The 20,169-nt window shown below is 56.0% G+C and carries 13 protein-coding genes and 3 pseudogenes; 2 read left to right on the forward strand and 14 right to left on the reverse strand.

Annotated features, from left to right (window positions below):
* The 6 genes and pseudogenes from CO676_RS26935 to CO676_RS35470 form a co-directional block, all read right to left on the reverse strand.
* Positions 1–1,053 (reverse strand): annotated as a pseudogene (locus tag CO676_RS26935) (hypothetical protein); the annotation flags it as partial.
* A gap of 257 nt (positions 1,054–1,310) precedes the next feature.
* A pseudogene (locus tag CO676_RS36330) lies at positions 1,311–1,459 on the reverse strand (DUF6429 family protein); the annotation flags it as partial.
* 339 nt (positions 1,460–1,798) lie between these two features.
* Entirely contained in the window at positions 1,799–2,824 is a 1,026-nt protein-coding gene (locus CO676_RS26945) for an L-histidine N(alpha)-methyltransferase (RefSeq protein ID WP_245424483.1), read from the reverse strand.
* A gap of 325 nt (positions 2,825–3,149) precedes the next feature.
* Positions 3,150–3,296 carry a hypothetical protein gene (locus tag CO676_RS36335; protein WP_234706659.1) on the reverse strand — a complete coding sequence of 49 codons (147 nt, stop codon included), beginning with the start codon at positions 3,294–3,296 and terminating at the stop codon, positions 3,150–3,152.
* A 205-nt stretch (positions 3,297–3,501) separates the two neighbouring features.
* Positions 3,502–3,864, reverse strand: a pseudogene (locus tag CO676_RS36340) (hypothetical protein); the annotation flags it as partial.
* Positions 3,865–4,978: 1,114 nt separating this feature from the next.
* Positions 4,979–5,257, reverse strand: a complete 279-nt coding sequence (locus tag CO676_RS35470) for a hypothetical protein (RefSeq protein ID WP_097523337.1) — start codon at positions 5,255–5,257, stop codon at positions 4,979–4,981.
* Positions 5,258–5,301: 44 nt separating this feature from the next.
* On the opposite strand from CO676_RS35470, the gene CO676_RS36345 reads away from it, so the two are divergent.
* Positions 5,302–5,466, forward strand: coding sequence for a S46 family peptidase (locus CO676_RS36345; RefSeq protein ID WP_245424485.1), 165 nt, complete (start codon positions 5,302–5,304; stop codon positions 5,464–5,466).
* A 291-nt stretch (positions 5,467–5,757) separates the two neighbouring features.
* Here CO676_RS36345 and CO676_RS26970 read toward each other — a convergent pair whose 3' ends face one another.
* From CO676_RS26970 to CO676_RS27000, 6 genes are all read right to left on the reverse strand, one after another.
* Positions 5,758–6,435, reverse strand: a complete 678-nt coding sequence (locus CO676_RS26970; protein ID WP_097523339.1) for a 4'-phosphopantetheinyl transferase superfamily protein — start codon at positions 6,433–6,435, stop codon at positions 5,758–5,760.
* A 126-nt stretch (positions 6,436–6,561) separates the two neighbouring features.
* The gene (locus CO676_RS26975) at positions 6,562–7,950 is read right to left on the reverse strand and encodes an MATE family efflux transporter (RefSeq protein WP_046118067.1); all 1,389 of its coding nucleotides are present in this window, start codon (positions 7,948–7,950) and stop codon (positions 6,562–6,564) included.
* A gap of 16 nt (positions 7,951–7,966) precedes the next feature.
* Complete coding sequence (locus tag CO676_RS26980) at positions 7,967–14,413, reverse strand: non-ribosomal peptide synthetase (RefSeq protein ID WP_097523340.1); 6,447 nt, start codon at positions 14,411–14,413, stop codon at positions 7,967–7,969.
* Between the two features lie 411 nt (positions 14,414–14,824).
* On the reverse strand, positions 14,825–15,067 hold the full coding sequence (locus CO676_RS26985) for a hypothetical protein (protein ID WP_046118014.1): 243 nt from the start codon (positions 15,065–15,067) through the stop codon (positions 14,825–14,827).
* 21 nt (positions 15,068–15,088) lie between these two features.
* Positions 15,089–15,637, reverse strand: coding sequence for an amidohydrolase family protein (locus CO676_RS26990; protein WP_245424487.1), 549 nt, complete (start codon positions 15,635–15,637; stop codon positions 15,089–15,091).
* Positions 15,638–15,984: 347 nt separating this feature from the next.
* Positions 15,985–16,473, reverse strand: coding sequence for a MaoC family dehydratase (locus tag CO676_RS27000; protein ID WP_097523341.1), 489 nt, complete (start codon positions 16,471–16,473; stop codon positions 15,985–15,987).
* Between the two features lie 1,388 nt (positions 16,474–17,861).
* Here CO676_RS27000 and CO676_RS27005 point away from each other — a divergent pair.
* The gene (locus CO676_RS27005; protein ID WP_234706658.1) at positions 17,862–18,527 is read left to right on the forward strand and encodes a hypothetical protein; all 666 of its coding nucleotides are present in this window, start codon (positions 17,862–17,864) and stop codon (positions 18,525–18,527) included.
* Positions 18,528–19,356: 829 nt separating this feature from the next.
* Here the strand turns inward: CO676_RS27005 and CO676_RS27010 are convergent.
* Positions 19,357–19,836 carry a 6-carboxytetrahydropterin synthase gene (locus CO676_RS27010; protein WP_097523342.1) on the reverse strand — a complete coding sequence of 160 codons (480 nt, stop codon included), beginning with the start codon at positions 19,834–19,836 and terminating at the stop codon, positions 19,357–19,359.
* Positions 19,833–20,114, reverse strand: coding sequence for a 7-cyano-7-deazaguanine synthase (locus CO676_RS35765; protein ID WP_210202639.1), 282 nt, complete (start codon positions 20,112–20,114; stop codon positions 19,833–19,835). The genes CO676_RS27010 and CO676_RS35765 overlap by 4 nt, the downstream gene beginning before the upstream one ends.
* Positions 20,115–20,169: the final 55 nt, after the last annotated feature.

Consider the following 20,169-nt stretch of genomic DNA (forward strand, 5'->3'; position numbering starts at 1 on the left):
CAGCAGGCGCTCGCGGTCCGCGATATCGAATAGCGCTTCCTGAGCGAAACTTTGCTCGGACGAAGACCCCACTGAACGCATTTGCTGCCAAAGCACTGGTGCATCAAAGCTAGGAGCTGGAAGTTCGCCGCTCTGCTCCGCAGCCTCGAAAAGCATATCCTGGGCGACACTTTGTATCGGCGAATGAGCGGCTAAACCCAGCACTTGCCAAACCTGCAGAGTATTGAAACCTTCAGCCGTTAATGAGGCGTCGCGATCCGCAGCGTTCCCCAGGCGCTGCTCATCGACCGGCCGCATGGGCGAGGAGGCGGGCGGCTGAATGGCCTGGCGCGAGCTGCCTCCTTCAGCGCCCAAATTGCGCTGCCCGGTGATCGCGCGATAGTCGCGGAGGCCGTTCAAGGCGGCGATGAGCGTCTTGTCATTCGGAAACAAAGTGTCCGCTTTGCCAAGCAGTGCGTCATCACTGAGCTTGGCAATGGACAAGGGTCGGAGCGCTACCGCCAACTTCCGCAGACCGCTCGCATAGCCCTGGGCCGTTTTCGCGCCGATCCGTCGACCAAAGCCTGCCTCGGCGGCCTCCCTGATGAGACGCTCATCTTCCCTGAAAGGACGATAATGTGTTGTGAGGGGGCGAGCGTCGGCGTCAGGCTCGCGGTACCGACTGACCATTAACAATGCTGGGGCGATGACCTTGTCGTTTGGCAGCAGCTTCCTGGCGTAACCGAGCAACGTATCGTCATCGAGGCCAGCGATTGATTTGCCACGCAGCTTCAGCGCCTCAGCCAATTTGCGAAGTCGACGATCATAAATGCTGACAGTTGCAGAACTCCGCGGCTGCCCTCGCTCGAGCGCAGCGCCGGACGCTGCCCGGATGAGGCGATCGTCTTCCTCAGTGACATCATGGAGCTCCGCGTGAGGATATATGGGGCCCACCCCGCGTGCGGCTGCCAGGTGCTGCTCAAATCCAGCGTGCGGCTGTTGCGGTTGTTCCACGGTGGCATCGGACGTAACCGAATCATGATCAGCTGGATTGACAGTGTTGAATCGGTCCATGAGCTCGTCCATCGGCTTAGGTGTCTGGTTCCCTCCTACAAACGTTAGCTTTCCAAAAGCTGACGTGGGCCTCCCTGTCCGGCGAAATGAAAAACTGACCCCGCATTGCCTCAAGCAAAATGTCAACGATAGTGATGCTCCCGAAGGGATGGTTATGGTTCGCTGTCCCGGCTCGCGGGATAGATGGCACGGCGGATCAGCATGACGACACGGACGGAACTGGTTGAGGCGATCATCGAACGTTATCGATCGAGCTACTTGTTGACCGGGTCGGCGATCATGCCCTTCTTGTGAAGCCGATCCGTCGTTGCCCAGTCGACGCCTTTCCAGGAACAACGCTCGTTATGCAGCGTCAGCCATAACAGCGCCAAACGGCATCGTCGATCTTGTCCTCATCAATCTCCATGAACCGACATTACCACGCGCGGCGCCCAAAATCCTGCGGCCCTGCTCGGATGGATACGCTGGATCTTCTGGATGGACACATGGCACTGCCGCTGACGAAGAGCCTGGTCGTTTTCCTTCGCGATGCGGACGAAAAGAAGCCGTTCGATCGTTGTCCAGTTCACACCCGAGAGTTCCCCGGCTGAAGGAGTTCAAACACAAAATGTGTTGTTTTACTGCTACAATAATATAGTGCATATCCTGCTGATCCGCTGCCTTTTTCTTGCTTTTTTTGCGGTCACGCGCTTCGATGTTCGCACGCTTGTCTCTCGACAACAATCATGCTCATTATTTGTTCTTTCTAATCCGACCTCTTTAACACGTGAATGTCTGAGCCGGCGTTGTCTGAGAGCACATCTATTGACACAAACCCCGCTCGACGGGCACATTTTTTGAAAAACAACTCCGAAAAAGAAAACGAGTTCTTTAGATGTAGTCGATCACCACTTGACAGTACAATCTCTTTACCACCAAGGCAAAAGTCCAGGTTCCTTTTGACCACCGCCGTGTGTATGACTTGCATGAATTGGTCTTCACCTCTTACATCCGATTCATACTCAAATGCCTCTGGATCGAAATTAGCGTCCACCGGCAGCTCTGCCTTCATTCTATAGAACACGTTTAGCTGAAATTCAGGATGCGCTTCATAGTAGGATTTCGCCACATCCCTCCTCAGATCTGAGCCAATTGAGATCGCAACCCAGCACCTTTTCGCACTATTCGATATCTTCTTAAGCGTCTCGACGACCGCCTCCACGGGGGGCGATCCATTTATTGGGGCGGCAAGATTTCCAAATGTCCGGCCAAACATGACAACAAATGCCGCTTCATCGTCGCAAAAATAGCGTCGCCCAGAGAATATATCATCGCGTATGATCTCGATTTTCAACCCCAAAGCGGACGACAATTGCGCTATGTCCCCGAGGAACTCTTTTGACCGGTCGACGAGCGTGCAACGTGAGGTTTCGCCGCGCAGAGCTGTTACAAGGGGAAGCGTTTTCTGTTGGAAGGCTCGCACTGTTCCGGGCCCATACTCCAGAACCGAAACCCCTTTACGACATCGTTCGTCCTGGTGATACCATTGAACATAATCTCTCACTCTCTCGTGAAGTTTTTGGACCAACTTGAGCTCAGCATCCACCATATTAGTTGTGCCAGTGACGAGCGCATTACTGATCCTCTGAGCTTCAGCCTTAGCCCATAACAGTGCGCCACTCATTGAATTGCCCTCCCGGTCGACTCCAGTGTGGTGAGCGTATTGTTCAGGACCTAAATCAGGCGCATATTTTTGCTGAAACAGCTGCAAACTCGTTTCAAGAAAGCTCAAACTGATCTCCTCTCGATCCTTTAGCGGCTCGTCGGACTTCCCCAGTTGGCTCACTTCCGCCCTAAGCGAAGGTGGTGTGTCCAGACCGCCGAGGACAGGCTTTATCTCTTCGTGGCGATCGACCGGAGCGGAAAGCCGTTCGGTGTTTGGATCGTCATGTTAGTGTTCCTCCCCTGAATATTAGGGTCGGCTTTCTCGCGCTTGGTGGCGACGCGCTTGACGGCAGTCACGGCGGCATGCGCGGCGATCGCGTCGCCGACGACCCCGGCCGTGGTCAGACCAACTTTGTCGGGGTTCGCCTCGACGCCGAACCGTTGGAGGTTGGTCAGGCGGTCATAGAAGCTGCCATTGTCCCAGAAGCCCTCTTCCGAGCAGCCGATGAGCCGCGACCGGACTGGATCGGGAAGGCCACTCCACCGTTCCAGCGGACGGTTGAGCAGGCATTGTAGGTGGTCGGGCCCTTGCAGCCCACTTTGTAGATTTACGAGCACCATCGTCGTCCCATTGCTCGACGAATTGGCCAGCATCGAAAATGAGGGCGCCGGTAGGATTTGTTTTGGATGCGAATAGAACATCTTCGGGCGGTCAAGCTCGGGCAGTTTGCCGAAGGTGGTGATGTAGGTCACGACGCCGGTCATCACCTCGGCTATCGGCGGACAGCCGGGAACCTTGATGATCGGTTTGTCGAGGATGACCTTGTCGATCGGCGTCGCCTGCGTTGGATTGGGTTTGGCGGCCTGCACGCAGCCCCAGGAGGCGCAGGTGCCCCAGGCGATAATGGCAAGGGCGTCCTCGGCCATCCACTTGAGCTTCTTGACGAAGGGCCGGCCGCCGTCGATGCAGAACATGCCGTCCTCGTTGAGCGGCGGATTCCGTCGGCGGCGAGAATGTATTTGCCCTTGTACATGTCCTTCGTCTCCTCGAGGATCGCCTCCGCCAGAGGGCCCGAGCGAGATCATCGACAGGACCACGTCTTTGACCAACGGATGAGCCGAGCGGATGAAAATCTTCCAACAGCAGGTGCATTCGAGCCGGTGCATCCAGACGACTGAAACGCGTTCCTTGGCCTCCGGCGCGCCTCAGCCATCGCTGTGGCCACCCTGGGCCCGAAGCCGTGGCTCGCGGCGGTAAGGCTGCCGAACTGGGTGAAACTGCGCCGGGTAATCCCCTGCCGGCGAATGACGTCATAAAAGGTGTCGGCAGCTGCCATGTTGCTCCTCCAGCAATCCCACCCCAACACATCGTTCGGATGGACATCGCGCTCTGTCAGAAATGCTCCCCGCAAGAAGCAGGCCAGTTTGCGTGGCGGCGCCAATTTCCTTCTATATCTCTCGTTGGGGTATTGTAGCCCCGCCGCGGGCCGGACGGTCACTGCAGAAGATTGGACCAAACGACGGCTTCTCGCCCTGCAAACTGTTGTACCGCGTCATAGAACAGCCGACAGCGATGGAGGAGGATCGCCCCCGCCGCTTGCTTCATTATCCATTCGCAGCAGCAGGGCCATGGGCTCTGTGATCTCTAGCGTCGGAGAGACGTGCATTTGTTGCTCAACTCAGCCCGTCTGAAAAGTCTTTGTAGTTCTGTTTCAACAACGAGGTCCGCTGCCTCCAGTGGCGAAACCCACCGCCTGGTCCGCTGCCCTTTCTCTCGAAAATGATCAACTTCGCCCATGAACTTCATCAGGAACACAGAAACTACATGGGGCGGTCTCTTGTGATGCTTTATGTAAGTATAGGAGCCAATCGGCTTCTTTCCGATCTTTCCCGTGACGCCGGCTTCTTCCAGGGCCTCACGTTCGGCGCATTTGTGCGGTCGTTCGTTTCGCTTTAAGTATCCTTTCGGAATAATCCACCTGCCTGTGTCGCGACTGGTAAGAAGCAACACTTCGGGTTCGTTTCCCTTTTTGACCCGATGGCAGATCGTCCCGCACTGCAACATCTGTCGGTCCTCCTCGAGATCGGGCGCTTTACTGGTAAGCTCGGAGAGATAGTCGGTAGTTGACACTAGACTCACCTCCAAGCGGCGCTGTCTCCATTTCAACATTCGCGATTCCCGTCATCCGAATGCCGGTCGATCATTCCCGCCGCCCCTCAACGACTTCAAAAGTCATGCCAAATCGGCCGGGCCCTTATATGCGTGACTTGCCGAGACTTATCAGTCGTTTAGTCGTGAGAAGAACTGTGCGCTGGGGAATGAGGGTGTGTCGCAGGTTCGACACAAGCAACAAAGTTCGACTTCAAATGTCAGTTTCCGGCCTTCACTGCGCTGCAGGTAGCCAAACGTTCCGGCGATCACCTCGCCATCTTCGCGAAGATCGAGCTCCAGATCGAATTTGACCTGATCGAGCCCCTCCCCCGCGGCCTCCACCCGCAGCCTCGGCAGGTCCAATGACCCGACGCTGTTGTTCTGCCGGACCAACATCACCTGGAACAACGGCGTGTGTTCAAGGGCCCCGGGGCAGCTTGACGATCTCGACCATGCGCGCGGATGGGCTCCAGATCGGTCCCGCCCAGCTGAGCTGTCTGGAGGCTGCGCCGCTCAAGGCGATCGTCTCACTCGGCGGATGCTCCGCCTCCTTCGTCTGTCCCGAAGAGCTAATCGCGACCACCGCTATCGTCCCGCGCTGTTCCCCAGCGGAGTGAGGTGCTCAACCTGTTGTGAGTGCCCGTTCCGCACCCGAGCTGGCACTCATGCTTGTGCGACTATCGATCTTTCACGCCCTCTCCTGCCCTCGCCAATGGAAGGGAGACCAGCCGTGGGCACCATTGAGAAATCAAGCGAGCGACAATACACAATCGCGGGGTGGAGCATCCCGGTGTTGCTCGTGAGTGGATCTGGTGACGTTCAACACCACCAGCTTGCCATGACCGCTGCCCCTCTCAGATCACCTTGTCACGGCTCACCATTGAGTGCTCCATCAGGCGCGATCGCCTTTAACCGGAGAACGGCAGGCTCCGGCGCCAACCCTGTCCCGCAATGAAAACTGCAGTTAGTATCAGTCCATTTGCAATGCTGAAGCGGCCGCGGAGCTCCCAAGCGCAATTGTGGGTCGGCATGAGCGTGTTGGGAAGCCGAGCAACAAACGTCCCGTCCGGAATGAAAGTGACCACCGCGTCCTCGAATCCCAACCATTCACGTGTGAGCGGAAACCAAGCCTTGAAGATGCTCTCCTTAGCACTGAAGAGCAATCGGCCCCAATTGAGGCGCCTTGCTGCGTTGGCCAGCCACTTTCGCTCCTCGTTAACCGAAATGAGCTCCAAGACGCCCGACGGCAGCTCTTCGTCGACTTCCGCATCGATTCCGAGCGCAACGTAGTCCTGCTGCAGGGCCACAGCGGCGGCACAGAATCCAGCACAATGTGTTATGCTGCCGACTATGCCGGCTGGCCAAAGTGGTGCCCGGTCAGGTCGACTTGGAATGGCGCACGGAGGAAAGCCAAGCTTGGACAATGCCGATCTGGCACATGCTCGTCCGACGGAGAATTCACGCCTTCTGCTGTCGACCGCCCCGGCCACGGCACTCTCTTCTTCGGCCATCACTTCAACCCCGTTGTCTGTACCTGCTCGCGAGGTTTGCACGGCTATCTTTGATGGAAGCAGCGTCTCTATCAATTGAGATTTCCTTTCGCTCGAGCACGATTGCGCACTTCATGGAAAGTCGTGCTTGCGGCGGTCGCTGCACATGCCGTTTTTAATCGGTTTAAGCGTTATCAGCCAAGGGTAAGTAAGCATCACCTCCTACATACATTTGGCTTTAGCCTGCAGGAACATTCCTTTGAAATTGTTGAACTGCTTGATCGCCACAAAGACGGCAAGCAGTCCTGCCAGCAGCTCTGCAACTGCCTGGCTGACCAATAATCCCGTGAAGCCCCAAATGCGTGGAAACAGCAGTATGGCTGGCACGAAGAGATATCCTTGCCTTGCAAAGCAAACGACCGCGCTCAGGCGTGCTCTCCCGAACGACTGAAGCATAGTTATTACCACTTGTTGGACGCCAAATAGCCCGAAAAACAGATGGAACATAATACAGGTGGAGCCGGCGATTTCAGCCACATCCTCGCTGTCGCTGAAAAGGTGGACGATTGGCCGGGCGAAAATCACAACCACAGCAGAAAAGATGACAGAATAGGCGCAGACTGTGGAAAGCATAAAGCTCGCCGCCTTCCGCAGCCGAGCGAAATCCTGTGCTCCCCAACTGAAACCAAGAACCGCCTGTGAGCCGATGCAAAAGCCAACGATCGGGAATGTTCCGATTGTTAGCAATCGAGCGGCTATACCCACAGCGGCAACGGAATTGTCGCCGAACGTGGCAGCAGCCCTGTACAAGAGCATGAATGAAGCCGCCGTCAAAATACCGTTGATGGTCACTGGGGCTCCAACGGCTGCGATCTGCTTCACTCGGTCGCCACTGAAAGTGATGTAGGAAGTTCGGAAACGGACAATCCCGCGTTGTTTCGCGAAATACACGACGTACATGCTGCTGGCGACGATCTGAGACAACAGTGTTGCCAGCGCGGCGCCGCGAACACCGAGATCCAGCGTGAAAATTAGAACCGGATCGAGCAGCGCATTCAACGTAAAAGCCGTAATCATGGTCCACATGCTGAACCGGGTGTTACCCTCAGCCCTGACGATGGACCCATTGACCATGTTCAACAGGGTGAGCGCGTAGCCAACTAGGAGCGTCGATGCATAGTGGAGGGCTGCTGGCATTATAGTCGGACTGGCGCCGAGCAAAGCGAGAGCGTCGCGCAAACTGAAAAGGAGCGTGACGGTAAGCGCCAGTCCAATCAGAGGTGCGAGAGCGAGTGCCAAGCTCGCACCACGACTCGCTTCCAATGAGTTGCCGGCGCCAAGATTGCGGGACACGAATGATGCTGTACCGGCCCCGATCCCCTGCCCCACTGCGGAGAGCAGCACCACGAACGGAAAAGCAATGCTGACGGCGGCGATTGCCTGGGGGCCAAGCCTTCCGACAAAGACGGCATTCACGACCTGCTGGAGTCCATTGATCGACAAACCGATAATTGAGGGAATGGCGAGCCGCATGATGAGGCGGGAAACCTTGCCGTCCAACAAACTGATGTGCTCTGCCGGCGATGCCATGCGTTCGTCTTTGCCTTTCATATGTAGCTCCAACGGCTCATCCGTTGGCCTCTGCAAACGCATCGACAGTCAGTAGGAGCTCCTCGCGGAAGGCTGTGCAGAGGCTGCGGGTGGATTCGTAGCCTACTTGTCTTGGATCGTATCTCACTTCAATTTGTAGTTTGCCCGATTGGTATCCGACACGAAACCAATAGAGATAGTTCATAACTGACTGGTTCATATCTTCGCCGATCCACAGTGGGTGTGGATCTCTGGATAGCAGGCGGCGCGGATAATGACGTTGGAGTCTCGCTCGATAGTTCACTCCTATCTTGGGTAACGGCAGACGATCGATCCGCTCCCGCACTGTGGGCTGCCGATTCAAGAACTTCAAAGCTCGGAAACCTATGCCCTTGCGCGGCAAGGAGCTGCGTTGCTGATATATAGAGCGAGCGCGGTCTCGACGAGACTCCGTTCCGGTAACGTATAATGGCAGCGGTACCAACTCACCGATGTAGCCGATCGTTTGCGACGGATCGATGTCATCGAATAAACCTCCCCGAGTCGAAGTGAGACTGTCAATCCACAGCGAGTAATTTCCAAAAGCGCGGCCAAATGCCCCCGAGATAGCCGTAAGCAGTACGTCGAAATCTTCACAATGCGCGGACGTCGGCGCCGTCTTGAGAAGGCGCTCCGTCTTCTGCTCACTAATCCTTAAATGATATGTAGCCTGATCTTTCCACAGTGGGCTGCAGAGCTTCTCATCGATTATCTCCTCAAAGCCTGCATAGTGGAGCAACCTCGCAGTTTCAGCTGAAAATCCCGCCGCACGTGACCCGGCGTCGCTTACGCGCATATCGAACAAGTTATACCGCAGGCCCTCCCAATATTCGAGCTCGGCTGGCGCTTCACCATTCGCGTAATCATTCAATCGGCCGAGCCATTGAGACAGGGGCGTGGTCGCCGGATCTGCAGCGGTTCGGCCTGCGGCAAACGAGCTATAAGCTGTATCGAGCGCATTCAGGAACAGTCTGTATCCAACCCCATCTGCTACAAAGTGATGGAGCAGAACAAGCAAATAGTAATCGCCGCCTTCTGATGTCCGGAAGGCTGAGACTTTTACAAGAGGCGTCCGGCCGTCAAATCGAAAACCGAGCTGACGCTCCGCACAGGCGCGCTCGATCACTTTGAGTTGTTCTGATGTGGGCACATCGACAAGGTCTACTTCCTCTAGAGGGGAATCTGCTATTGATCCGATTACCTGAGATAGGCCGCTATCCGTTTGGTCGATACGGAGCCTCAGTCCTTCCTCCCGGCCGATGACATGCAAAAGGGCACGTTCAAGAATGGATATATTCAGGAGGCCGGCGGGCATGAAGAAAAGATCGCCAATGTTGTAGTGCTCACCGATTCCGACGACACTATTCCAATGTGTGATTGCAGGGGTTACCGGCAGCGCTCCCTTGGGAGTCTCACATGTCACCGAAGGCGCTTCGTGCTTTGCTAGTTGCCGAATCGTCGGTGTCCGGTGCAGCTGACCGACCGTCAAGTTCACTCCCGCGTTCCGCGCCAGTGTGACGCACCGCACGCTCAGAAGCGAATTTCCGCCTATGTCAAAGAAGCTGTCATCAATGCCAACAGATTTGGTGCCCAACAACTCTTGCCAAATCGCGGCGAGGAGTTGCTCCTTCTCCGTACGCGGTTCAGCCGATCTGGTTTTTTGAATCGGCCGGGACGAGATTGAAGGCAAACGAGCCCGATCTATTTTCCCGCTGGGTGTGAGCGGCATACATTCCACCATCCGAAAATCTGATGGCATCATGTAAGACGGGAGTACCTGCCGCAGATGAGTTATAATGTCTCCTGAGGTCAGATTGTCGTGAGCTGGAGCCACAATGGAAACGAGCCGCCGATCGTCGTCCACGCCCTCTACCAGAGCGGCGGCTTGCGCAATGCCAGAATGAGATTCAAGCGCCGCTTCAATTTCCTCCAGCTCAATTCGGAAACCCCGAAGCTGAACTTGGTTGTCCGCTCGACCGCAAATCTCCAGAAGCCCTTTGGCTGAGATGCGGGCGATATCGCCACTGCGATAAAGGACACTGTATTGACCTTCATCGTATGGGTTTGGCACGAAAGAGTGCTTAGTTCGTTGTGAGTCCTTCCAATATCCCGCACTCACACAGCGTCCTGCCATGCAAAGTTCACCTGAGACTCCAACAGGAACCCGCTTCAACTCTGCGTCAAGGACATAAACTTTCACATTATCGATCGGGCGGCCGACCGGAACAGCTGATGAGCCATCGTTGGCGTCCGATGTTCGGTACACCGCGGCATTAGATGCGCACTCCGTGGTCCCATAAAAATTCCATAGCGGCACATCTGGAAAGCACTCTCGCCAACGAACAGGAAGCGATGGCGGCATCGGTTCAGCACTGCTTGTAACTAGGCGCAAGCTGGTCGTTTTCACCTCTCGCTTTTGAGAGGCGATCAACCCGGTCAAAACGGGCGGAGAAGCAAACAACCGCGTCACCTGATACCTTGTCAATGCCCCTAACAAGAGGTCGGGGTCGACCAACTGCTCATGCGTAAGGATCAGCGTTGGAATGCCCTTCAGGAGCCCTCCAAAATACTCCCACATCGAAGCCACAAGTGCCGCTGACTTCTGAACGACCATTACGTCGGTGCGATCGAAAGGAAAGCATCGCCACATCCAGTTCAATCGATTGAGAATTGCAGATTCCGGTATAAGGACGCCCTTCGCCTTACCCGTCGAGGATGAAGTGTATATAAGGCTAGCTGCACCCTCCTCTAGTGGCTCGACAGTTCGGCTCGAGACCCGTCCAGGATCGTTTTCACGCTGCAGCGTAGACAGATTAACGCACGGCACACCGAAAGTGGCCCCTTCATCCGCGATTGCGTGAACAAGGAGGTTTGCCCCGCTGTCCATTATGATGTGGCCAATCCGTCCCTTCGGGTAAGATGGCGATATAGGCACTACGATTGCCTGCAAATTCCGGATAGCCAACATAGTGGCCGCTACATCTGGCGACCGGTCGACCAGCATGGCGACGCTGTCACCCGCGCCCACCCCACAGGTTCGCAGAACGGACTGGATCGTAGCCATGCGTTTGCGCAACTGGCCAAACGTGATTGCCCCGAACTCGCCGAAATAAGCCACCTGATCGCCGGTTGAAGCGCTTACTCGATTAAACGCTTCCACGAGCGAAGGCTCGTCCTCATATAACGGCTCATCGCCCTTTAGCGCGTTTAGAAAGGCGACCTCCGAGGGGCTGAGGCCGCTTAAGGCGACAATCGGCTCGTCTGGCCTCTCGACACAGGCAGCAATGAGATGGCGAAGATTATCGGCCATGCGAGCGATCACATCGCTCGAAAAACTGTCTTCGGCATAAGCCAGTTGCAACGCAATTGCATCGCCTTCGTCTTGCGCGTACAGGGTAAGGTCGAATTTCACATACCCTGTGTCATATTCGCGAAATGTCAGTTCCAGATCGTGTTTTGCCTGAGGCTCCGGAGGCTCGGAGTACATGTTGAACATGACTTGGAAGATAGGCGATTGACCAGGCTCGCGGTGGAATCGAGTATCCCGGACCATCCAGCTAAATGGATACGCCGAGTTCGCGATAGCATCGCTTATAATGCCCTGCACGTGAGTCGCGTGCGTCACAAAGGATTTATTGACATCGATCGTCGTTCGGATTGGCAGCATGTTGAGGAAGAACCCCACGATCTTCTCGGTGCCTGGTTGGCCACGCACGACATGCGGTATGCCAACGACAACATCGTCTTGTCCGCTATACATTCGCAACAGCAGCTTGAAACACGCCAAGAGGATCGTAGAAGTCGTGCATCTGTGCCGGCGTGCAAAGTCTCGCGTTTGCTCAGACAGTTCGCGGCCAAGGAAAAACGCATGCGAGCCCCCACGGCAGGAGTTCTCTTTTGGCCGCAGTCGCCTGTTACCTAGCAAAAGTACCGGAGGATTGTCGCCTATCTGCCGACGCCAATATCGTCGCTGCTCATCGAGCGACTCTGGTGTAATGTGTACACTTTCCCAAAGAGCATAGGCCGCGAGGGATGTGCGTTCCGCGGGAGAGAAGGCAGCAGCATTGGAGTATCTCGTCTGCAAATCTCTGAGGAGGACAGAGATCGACCATGCATCGATGATGATTTCGTGCGCGCTTATCAGTATGAGGTGGTCATCCGCGCCGAGGCGGATCATCCGTGCACGAAACAAACGTCCTTGACTGAGGTCAAAGGTGTTGTTGAGCTCCGTGTGCCTCAGGTCCGCTACTAGTTCATCGGTCTCCCCTTGAGTCAGGTGAGTGGCGTCCACCAACTCTAGATCGCAGCAGCCCTGTGGATCATCAAAAATCTGAACCGGCCCGTCTTCGTCGCTGAAACGTGCTGAAAGCGCGTCATGCGCCTGAACAACATCGAACCAGGCTTCATTGAATGCGGTAAGATCTATGGCACCCCGTATGCGCAGACCGCCCTGGATAATGTAGTTCTTCGCATCCGGATCGAGCTGCCATAGAAACCAGAGGTGCTCTTGCACTCGTGTTAGCGGTGAGCGTTTGAGCTTCCCGCTTGCAGGAAGCAAGTTTTGTGTTGTCTTGTATTGCCTTGATATCGCCGCCGCCAGCGATCTGATGGTCCCATTCAGAACAAGCCTGAAATCCACCTTCGCCCCGAGCTGTCCGTGCATTTGAGCCAATATAAGCGTCGCCCGGAGCGAGTCACCGCCGAGGTCCATGAACTGGTCGTTGACGCCGATAACCTTGATGCCAAGAACATTGGACCAAATATCTCGCAGCGTGCTTTCCAACCCCGTCTTTGGCTCCTCAAACGGGCTCAGCAGCTCGGGGCGAACGGCCGACGGTTCCGGCAACGACGCGAGATCCACTTTGCCGTTTGGGGTGATAGGAAACCGGTCGACACGAATGATTCGTTCTGGAACCATGTAGCTAGGAAGCGCTTCGGCGACAAAGCTCCGGAGTTCACCCTCTGTTAGTTCGGCAGGAGCCGACACATAGGCCACTATTCGCCTTCGCCCAGTTTCGCGGTTGGCACCGGTTATGTCCCGCGCCGTAAGTTTCACGCTCTCGTGGACGGGCGCGGTAGCCACTGCGGCCGTTACCAAAGGATGAGCGCAGAGGTGAGACTCGATCTCTGCAAGTTCGATCCGGTGCCCGCGGAGCTTGATCTGACGATCTCGTCTACCTAGACATTCCACGAGGCCGTCTGCCCTGATGCGTCCGAGATCGCCAGTCTTGTAGAGGTGTCGATAGGATGGATGGCCGGAGAAGGGGTTTGGCAGAAAGGCGTCTCTGGTACGGTCGTTATCGTTGATATATCCATCAGCGACACCGACTCCACTGACATAGATCTCGCCGACTTCTCCCGTCTTGCACAGACGCAATCCATTGGCGACATAGACCTCAAGATTAGAAATCGGCTTACCAATAGGTACATAGGTGTCAGCTGCTCTGGGCGGGACCGATATCAAATGGTGCGTCACCCCGTCCGCACATTCTGTCGGGCCGTAGTGATTGAGAATGGGGACTTCAGGATAGAGCCTCAGCCAACTGCGCGCCAAGGCAGGCGTCAGCGGTTCGCCGACCGTGGAGACCATGCGTAAGGCACCGAAGAGCCGCTGCTTGGCTGAGAGTGTCAGCAGATGTTCAACGAATACGGCGAGCACCGATGGAACGAATTGGGCGATTGCAACACGATGCGCCTGCAGTGCTTTAAGAAGGGCTATCGGAGATCGCAGTGCAGCGTCATCTATGATCGCGACGCAACTGCCGACACACAAGCCTGCCAAAAGCTGCCACAGAGAGATATCAAAGCCATGAGAGGCAGTCTGTGCGACACAGTCCTGCTCGCTTAGTTGGAGGGCATCTATCTTGGCCATCAAATGGTTGTTTAGGCCTGCGCGCTGAACCATCACTCCCTTGGGCCTTCCCGTCGAACCGGACGTAAACAGAATATAAGCGAGACGGGCGTCGGGCGAAGATGGCATTGCAGGAGAGACACGGCTACCGAGTAGCGCCGTTTGCACCGTCATGAATTGTCTGACGCCGTCGCAGTCCTTCTCAAAAAGACCAAGCGCTTTGGGTTTTTCCGGCCCGATAATCAGAGTGCATCCACTTTGCTTAATCATGAAGGAAATTCGGGAGGCTGGTAAGGATGGATCGAGCGGCAAATATGTTGAGCCGCTTTTCAGAATGGCGACTACTGTGGCTGCCCAATTGCTGTTCCGTTCGCCGCAATAGGCGATGACCGCGCCATCCGCGCAGCGCTCCCGTAGGGTGTTGGCGATGGCGTCTGACCGCGCCCGCAGCTCACCATAGGTGAGCTCCTCCGAGCCATATTGGATCGCAATCCTGTCGGGGGATGATGCCGCAATCTTATCGATAGCCGCGACAACATCGATTAACTGGCTTCCGACAAATTCGAGTTTCTCAGGTCGACCTTCGTTAAGCATAAGTCTCCTCTCAGGGCGCGGCTATCAGTAGGTCACGGTAGTTCGTGACGCGTCTTGACGAGGAGCTTCAAAACTCGTGCCAGTTACGCAGAGAGGCGCTCAGGCAAGAATGAAGTGCAATATCCACCGTTTAAATGAGGAGCAGGAAACCAGGTCGAACTGCATTGTCGCGGACCTTACAAACGGACAGCGGTGCCGGTTACGCGCGTTTCTGAGGAATAGCGGACAGGAGAGGGTGGACTTAACCAGTGCAAGTGCTGTTTCACATCCGAGTTGTGGCGAAACAAACCTTAAACCGCGCGATTTCGAATAACGGGTAGAATACAAATTTTGCGGCTCTTCCCTTAGCTTGCGGCGGGAATCAAGGGCTCGACCGCCCTTCCAAGATCAAGCAGGCGGTCGGCGAGCGCGCTACGCACGTCGTCGTCCTGGAAATACCGATGATGGCTGCACCACTGCCTTCGCTTCGCGGATCAGTTCGACAATGGTCTTTCGGTTGGTGGCATCGAGCGAGGCTGTCAGTTCCTCGAGCAGCAGCATCGGATAGTCGACGACGAAGCCGCGGGCGATGTTGACGCGTTCCTGTTCGCCGCCAGGCAAAGTGGCGGTCGCCAGCGACCAGATGCGTTCGGGAACGTGCAGTCGGTTGAGCAAGTCCTGGCACGCGCCTTGGCCTTATCGACCGACAACCCGTTGGCAATCGCCGGTTCGGCGCCATTTTGATTTCATTATTGTCGTTCCAACGGCGCCTGAGCGCCTGCTCAAAGGTATTGTCGCCCTGCGACCCAGACGTTGCGGATGACCGGCACGCCATCGACGAAGAAGATCGGCCCGCAGTCCGGGGGCAATGTGGCCGCGATCTTTAGAGCCGAGGAGGTCTGCAGGGTTCTTCGTCACCATCGCGACCGCCTTCGGAAGGTCGAAACCCTCTGCGGCCTCCGCGAAAGCCGCGTGCAGCAAGCTCCTCGGCACATAGTCGGAGGTGAGCACGTCGAGCAGACCGAGGTGCGCCAACCCCATCGCGCTGACATTGCCGGAATGCGATCGGCCGAGAATGATGCCCGGTGAGCCCATCACGATCTTCATGCCGCACTCGCGGGCAAGCCGTGCAGCTTCAACCGTCGTCGGAAATTCGCTTAGGGTGATGCCGTCGGCGTGCAATTCCTTGACGTCGGAAAGGGTGGTGTCATCGTGGCTGGCGATGGGGATGTTTCTTCGCGGCAAAGTTGGCCGATGGTCGCTCGACGCAATGAGAGGTCCTCTGCCGAGGCTATTCAGCCACGGACGGTTTAGTGGCCTTCAGGAAAGCCTTGAAACGCTCGATCTGCTCTTCCACTGGTACGCCTTCGGTGTCCATTTGAGCCGTGAAGTCTATGTACCGCGGATCAGGTCATACCTTCGATTCGGGAGTTCGCCCGCATCTGATCCACACGCCATTTGATATAAGCAGGTGTCTGCAAAATAAACGGCTCCGATGTCTCCGGCGCGACCAGCGGTCGCCTTCGGGCGGGCTCGCCGTGATCCTTGCCGACTTCATCAGTATCGTGGCAAGAACTTGGGCCAAGCCCTTGTCAAATATCCGCCGACCGATCTTTCGGTTGAAATCGGATGATTGTCTGCCAGAACGCGGTCAGCGCGGGCTTACGTTCGTCTTCAATCTCCACCATCGCATCATAGCTCACCATCAACATGCCGGCACTGCGGAGGCGTGCATCGGCAACAGCGAAGCGGCCGCGCACGCGTGCTCCGCTCTTGACCGGCGCGACGAAGCGGACCTTGTCGAAGCCGTAATTGATGCACATCGTCTGCTCGCGGATCTTGGGCAGGCAATTGTAGCTCATCGCCGAAAGCAGCGAGAGCGCCAAGAACCCATGCGCGATCGTACCGCCGAATGGGGTTTCCGCCGCCGCGCGCACCGGATCGGTGTGGATGAACTGGAAGTCGCCTGTCGCCTCGGCAAAACAGTCTATGCTCTCCTGCGTCACGGTGATCCAGTCGGAGATCCCGATCTCCTTGCCGAGAAGTTCTTTGACTTCGGAAACTGAAATTTCTTGCGACATGTAAAATAAGTCCTGAAGAGAGCCTGTCAGTCGACCTTTAGGCCACCCGGGCAGGCTCAAGAAAGTGGGGAAACAGCGACCTAACGAAAAGCTGTTCAATCGTGGGGTGCCCACCGTCGATGGGAATGCCCTGTGAAGCGCATCACACCATTCGCTGTCGAGGGCCTGCCAGTAATCGGAAGGGGCGGTGCATGGCCGCGATCGATCACGACAGCAACACGCGTTCTCCATTTCATCGCATCTTCGCTCGCTCGGTTATGGCCCTCGGCCGGTCATGGAGTCGCGCGAAAAGCTTGCCTGCCATAACCTCTGCGCTCAATAAATTAACTCTAGTGGACGGGCGGTGCTGCGCGTTGTGGCCATGAGCTGGACCGGCTACATGAGATCTTAAGCTGGAGCAACAACCTGTCGCGATCTGACGGCGCACGCAAAAACCTTCTTTCTCCTGACGCCGCCTCCTCTTTTCTAACCTACCCCATGACGTTGACAAAATTGCTTTTTTGGATCGCAGCCATCGTCAGTATAGATACACGAGGACGTCATTTTAGGGGCCTTGATCTCATCTCCTCGGTGTGCGCGACGCGCTGATGACCGAACGCACTCTCACGGCCGTGGCGCGCAGCATCAATCACAACCAGGAGCACGGAGTGCGGTCATTACCAGACTTCACTTGTTTCCGCGACGAGTTGTTACGATGCAGGCCTCGAACTTCTGCCAACGCCGCGTGCGGAAGCTCGCGCCCCGCATCTCGCTACGCGGCGCTGCACGTTCAAGTTCTCCAATCATTTCCTAGGACCCATTAAACCCAGCCCAACCAGGTCGCCGTTTCAGGATCATCCTCTTCATGACACTTTCTGTTAATAAGACCACCGTCGAGGCGGAGAGCCCTCTCTCATTCGACAGATATGCCGCGAATACATCTACAATCTGCTTGTGCTCTGTGCGCTCAACCGGGAGAGCAGCTGGTATCTGCGGCGTGGATCGTTGCTATCCAAACAAAGCGTTTTGGAAACCCTCCGAACGGCGATAGAGAGAGCTGACTTCAACTGAAAGACAGAGGGCGAATGTCTTTCGCGAGCGCTGTTAGAGGTGGTCTGATGCCGATGAACGACCTTCGGTCAATCGGCTTGTGACAGGGCCGGCGGAACGCGAGAAATTTGCGCCTTGGCGGAAGAGGACGTGATGTGCGGGATTCCAATCACCGGCCCGAGGCGCGCAGCGGAGGCGCAATCGCGCATGGTTTCCTGTCGCTGCTTTCGGCGAAGAACGCCTGGCTTGCCTGCAAAAGTTCACAAAATCGTGCCACGAGGTCCGTAGGACCCATAAAGGATTTCATTTCCATGGTCTTTTCCTGTTCGACGTTCATTCGCATCATCACCTTCACCGTCATGACCGCCATCGTTGGCGTGCAGCCTTCGACGGCGGATGATCTGTCCGCCCCGCACCAGTGGCCGGGAACTCCCCTATCACGCGTAGAAGCCCTTGCGGTTCTTCAGACTCTAAACGCGAATCTCCTCAGCAATGCCAGTGCGACGCTGACGCTCGATCGCTGGTGTGCGGCGCATAGGCTTGCACCAACGGGTTCTAAGATCGTAGCGAAACGTGTACAGGGCCATGACAAGCCAGCTGACCTTCATATTCGTGAATTGCTGAACGTCGGGCCGAACGAGCCGATCGTCTATCGCCATGTCCGCCTAGCTTGCGGTGATCGCATCCTTTCGGAAGCAGACAACTGGTATGTGCCTGCAAGACTGACAGCCGAGATGAACGAGGCGTTGAATACTACTGATATCTCTTTCGGTCGAGCCGTTCGGTCCTTAAACTTCACCCGAACCACCTTAACGGCCAAACTGCTTTGGTCCCCTCTCCCGGAAGGCTGGGACACGACAGCAGCATTACCGATGGCCGACTCAGGACCTTTGACGCTACCGCCGTTCCTTCTCGAACATCATGCGGTGCTGAAGTTGCAAAATGGCACGCCTTTTAGTGCGTTGGCTGAAAGGTATACGAACGATGTGCTCGATTTTCCGGTTCCGCAGCTACTTCCGCAATAAAGCCTGATGGAATGGCTGCCGACGCGCCGTTAGTTCGGATTCCGAGGTGAAAAGCCGGACGCCATTCGGAAAACACCGGATAGGATTCCGAGTGATTGCCGGGCAGTTTTGGAGCGCACCTCTAGACTGAGACAGAGAAAATGGAGGACATCTCCCATGTGGAGCTTACGCGGCTTTTCCATCTATCGTCTGCGTGAATGCTTCTGGTCGTATTCTTCCGGGGGTTAACTAGTCGAGCGCCGTATCCTGCCGATACTGTTTGTATATGGTTTCGATGAACACCCCGATCCGTTTGCACGCGTAGGCCGCATCCTTGTAGAGAGGCCACTCCTTGGCATTGCCGTGAAAGCGCGTCGTGCACCCTACGAGCCTGCCCGTTGCCGAACTGCCAAGGCCCAGAACGAGGTCGCTCTCCCAGTAACCCCCGAAATCGCACGGTCATCCGCCTCGACCGGGCGCTGGCCGACTACGATCTCGGAAACAAGAAGCCCTGCCAGCAAGGCCAATTCCGCCCAAAACGACGAAATTGCCATCGTCGGAGGGAAAACAGAACGTCGTTTGCGGCGGCGAATGACGGGACGGCCATTGAGCAAGCAATTACCGATCCGACGATGACGCAGCTTGTAAGCTGACTGATATGTGGCGTGCCAAAATCTTGCGGCGGCCGACGGCTGGCAACAATCCGCCCGGTCGCCCCGCCCCGCGAGGAATAGCATAGATCTTGAATGCTTGCTCTACATCCGGCTTTTAACCCGGTTTAGTTCTGCAGCCAACTTCGCTGCCAGCGCGTTGAACTCGCTGAACGATAGTTTGTTGTTGATCATTACCTCTACATCTGCCTGGAATCGTTCTTTTGAGGCTGCAGGGCGTACACGGCGGAACACTTGCGCGTTTCTTCGACTTCGCAATAGGTCAGCTTGATGCCTGTGCCTTTGAGCTGCTGCGGGCCCACCACGAGCACAAGATGCTGCGCAATGTTTTCAGCAGTCGGATTGAACGGGACCAGTACGATGCCATCATCGAGCGTCGTCCCGTCACCCGTTTTGATTTTGTCGTCGGTCAACACGTTGGCAACCGGATCATGCTCCCACAGGAGCATCTTGTGATCCCAATTCTCTTCCAACCACATACAGAGCTTGCTCTTCATGTCGCTGAAGTCGATGACGCGCCCCACATTGTCGAGCTCATCAGCTTCGCAGGTGAAATGCACACGGTAGTTGTGCCCGTGCAGATGCCTGCACTTGCCTTCATGCCCGACAACGCGGTGTCCGCAACTGATATCGTGGTAGCGCTTCGCCTGCCAGCTCATGCGTCACCACGCAGTGATGCATAGTTCGCCGTTGTGGGTAGCTCCATGCACCCTTCGCGCCATGCGCCCACGACCAGCGGGTCGGGAACTTCAGCTTCGAGAAATCCTTGGGCTCGCAGGACGTTTGAGTGGTTCATGTCTGTTGAAGGGTATTTCCCGTCATAGCTGGTGTGGCTGTATGCCCGCAACTTGTCACCCTTATCGGTGAGCAAGCTTCGGGCCCAGAAAAGACAGGTTGTGGAATCTTGCCCGCCAGAAAGAACGACAAGGATTTTCATCATGGTTACTCTTACTCCATACTAAGGATCTTGTGAATTTGAAGTTGCAGCCTGT

It is taken from the genome of Sinorhizobium sp. BJ1, from assembly GCF_002531555.1.
Taxonomy (GTDB): Bacteria; Pseudomonadota; Alphaproteobacteria; order Rhizobiales; family Rhizobiaceae; genus Sinorhizobium; species Sinorhizobium fredii_B.

Bases quoted from the DNA above. Each gene is read 5' to 3' on its own strand.
- CO676_RS36345 (WP_245424485.1), top strand. From the start codon at position 5,302: ATGCGCGCGGATGGGCTCCAGATCGGTCCCGCCCAGCTGAGCTGTCTG.
- CO676_RS26975 (WP_046118067.1), bottom strand. From the start codon at position 7,950: ATGAAAGGCAAAGACGAACGCATGGCATCGCCGGCAGAGCACATCAGT.
- CO676_RS26980 (WP_097523340.1), bottom strand. From the start codon at position 14,413: ATGCTTAACGAAGGTCGACCTGAGAAACTCGAATTTGTCGGAAGCCAG.
- CO676_RS27000 (WP_097523341.1), bottom strand. From the start codon at position 16,473: ATGTCGCAAGAAATTTCAGTTTCCGAAGTCAAAGAACTTCTCGGCAAG.
- CO676_RS27005 (WP_234706658.1), top strand. From the start codon at position 17,862: ATGACCGCCATCGTTGGCGTGCAGCCTTCGACGGCGGATGATCTGTCC.
- CO676_RS27010 (WP_097523342.1), bottom strand. From the start codon at position 19,836: ATGAGCTGGCAGGCGAAGCGCTACCACGATATCAGTTGCGGACACCGC.
- CO676_RS35765 (WP_210202639.1), bottom strand. From the start codon at position 20,114: ATGAAAATCCTTGTCGTTCTTTCTGGCGGGCAAGATTCCACAACCTGT.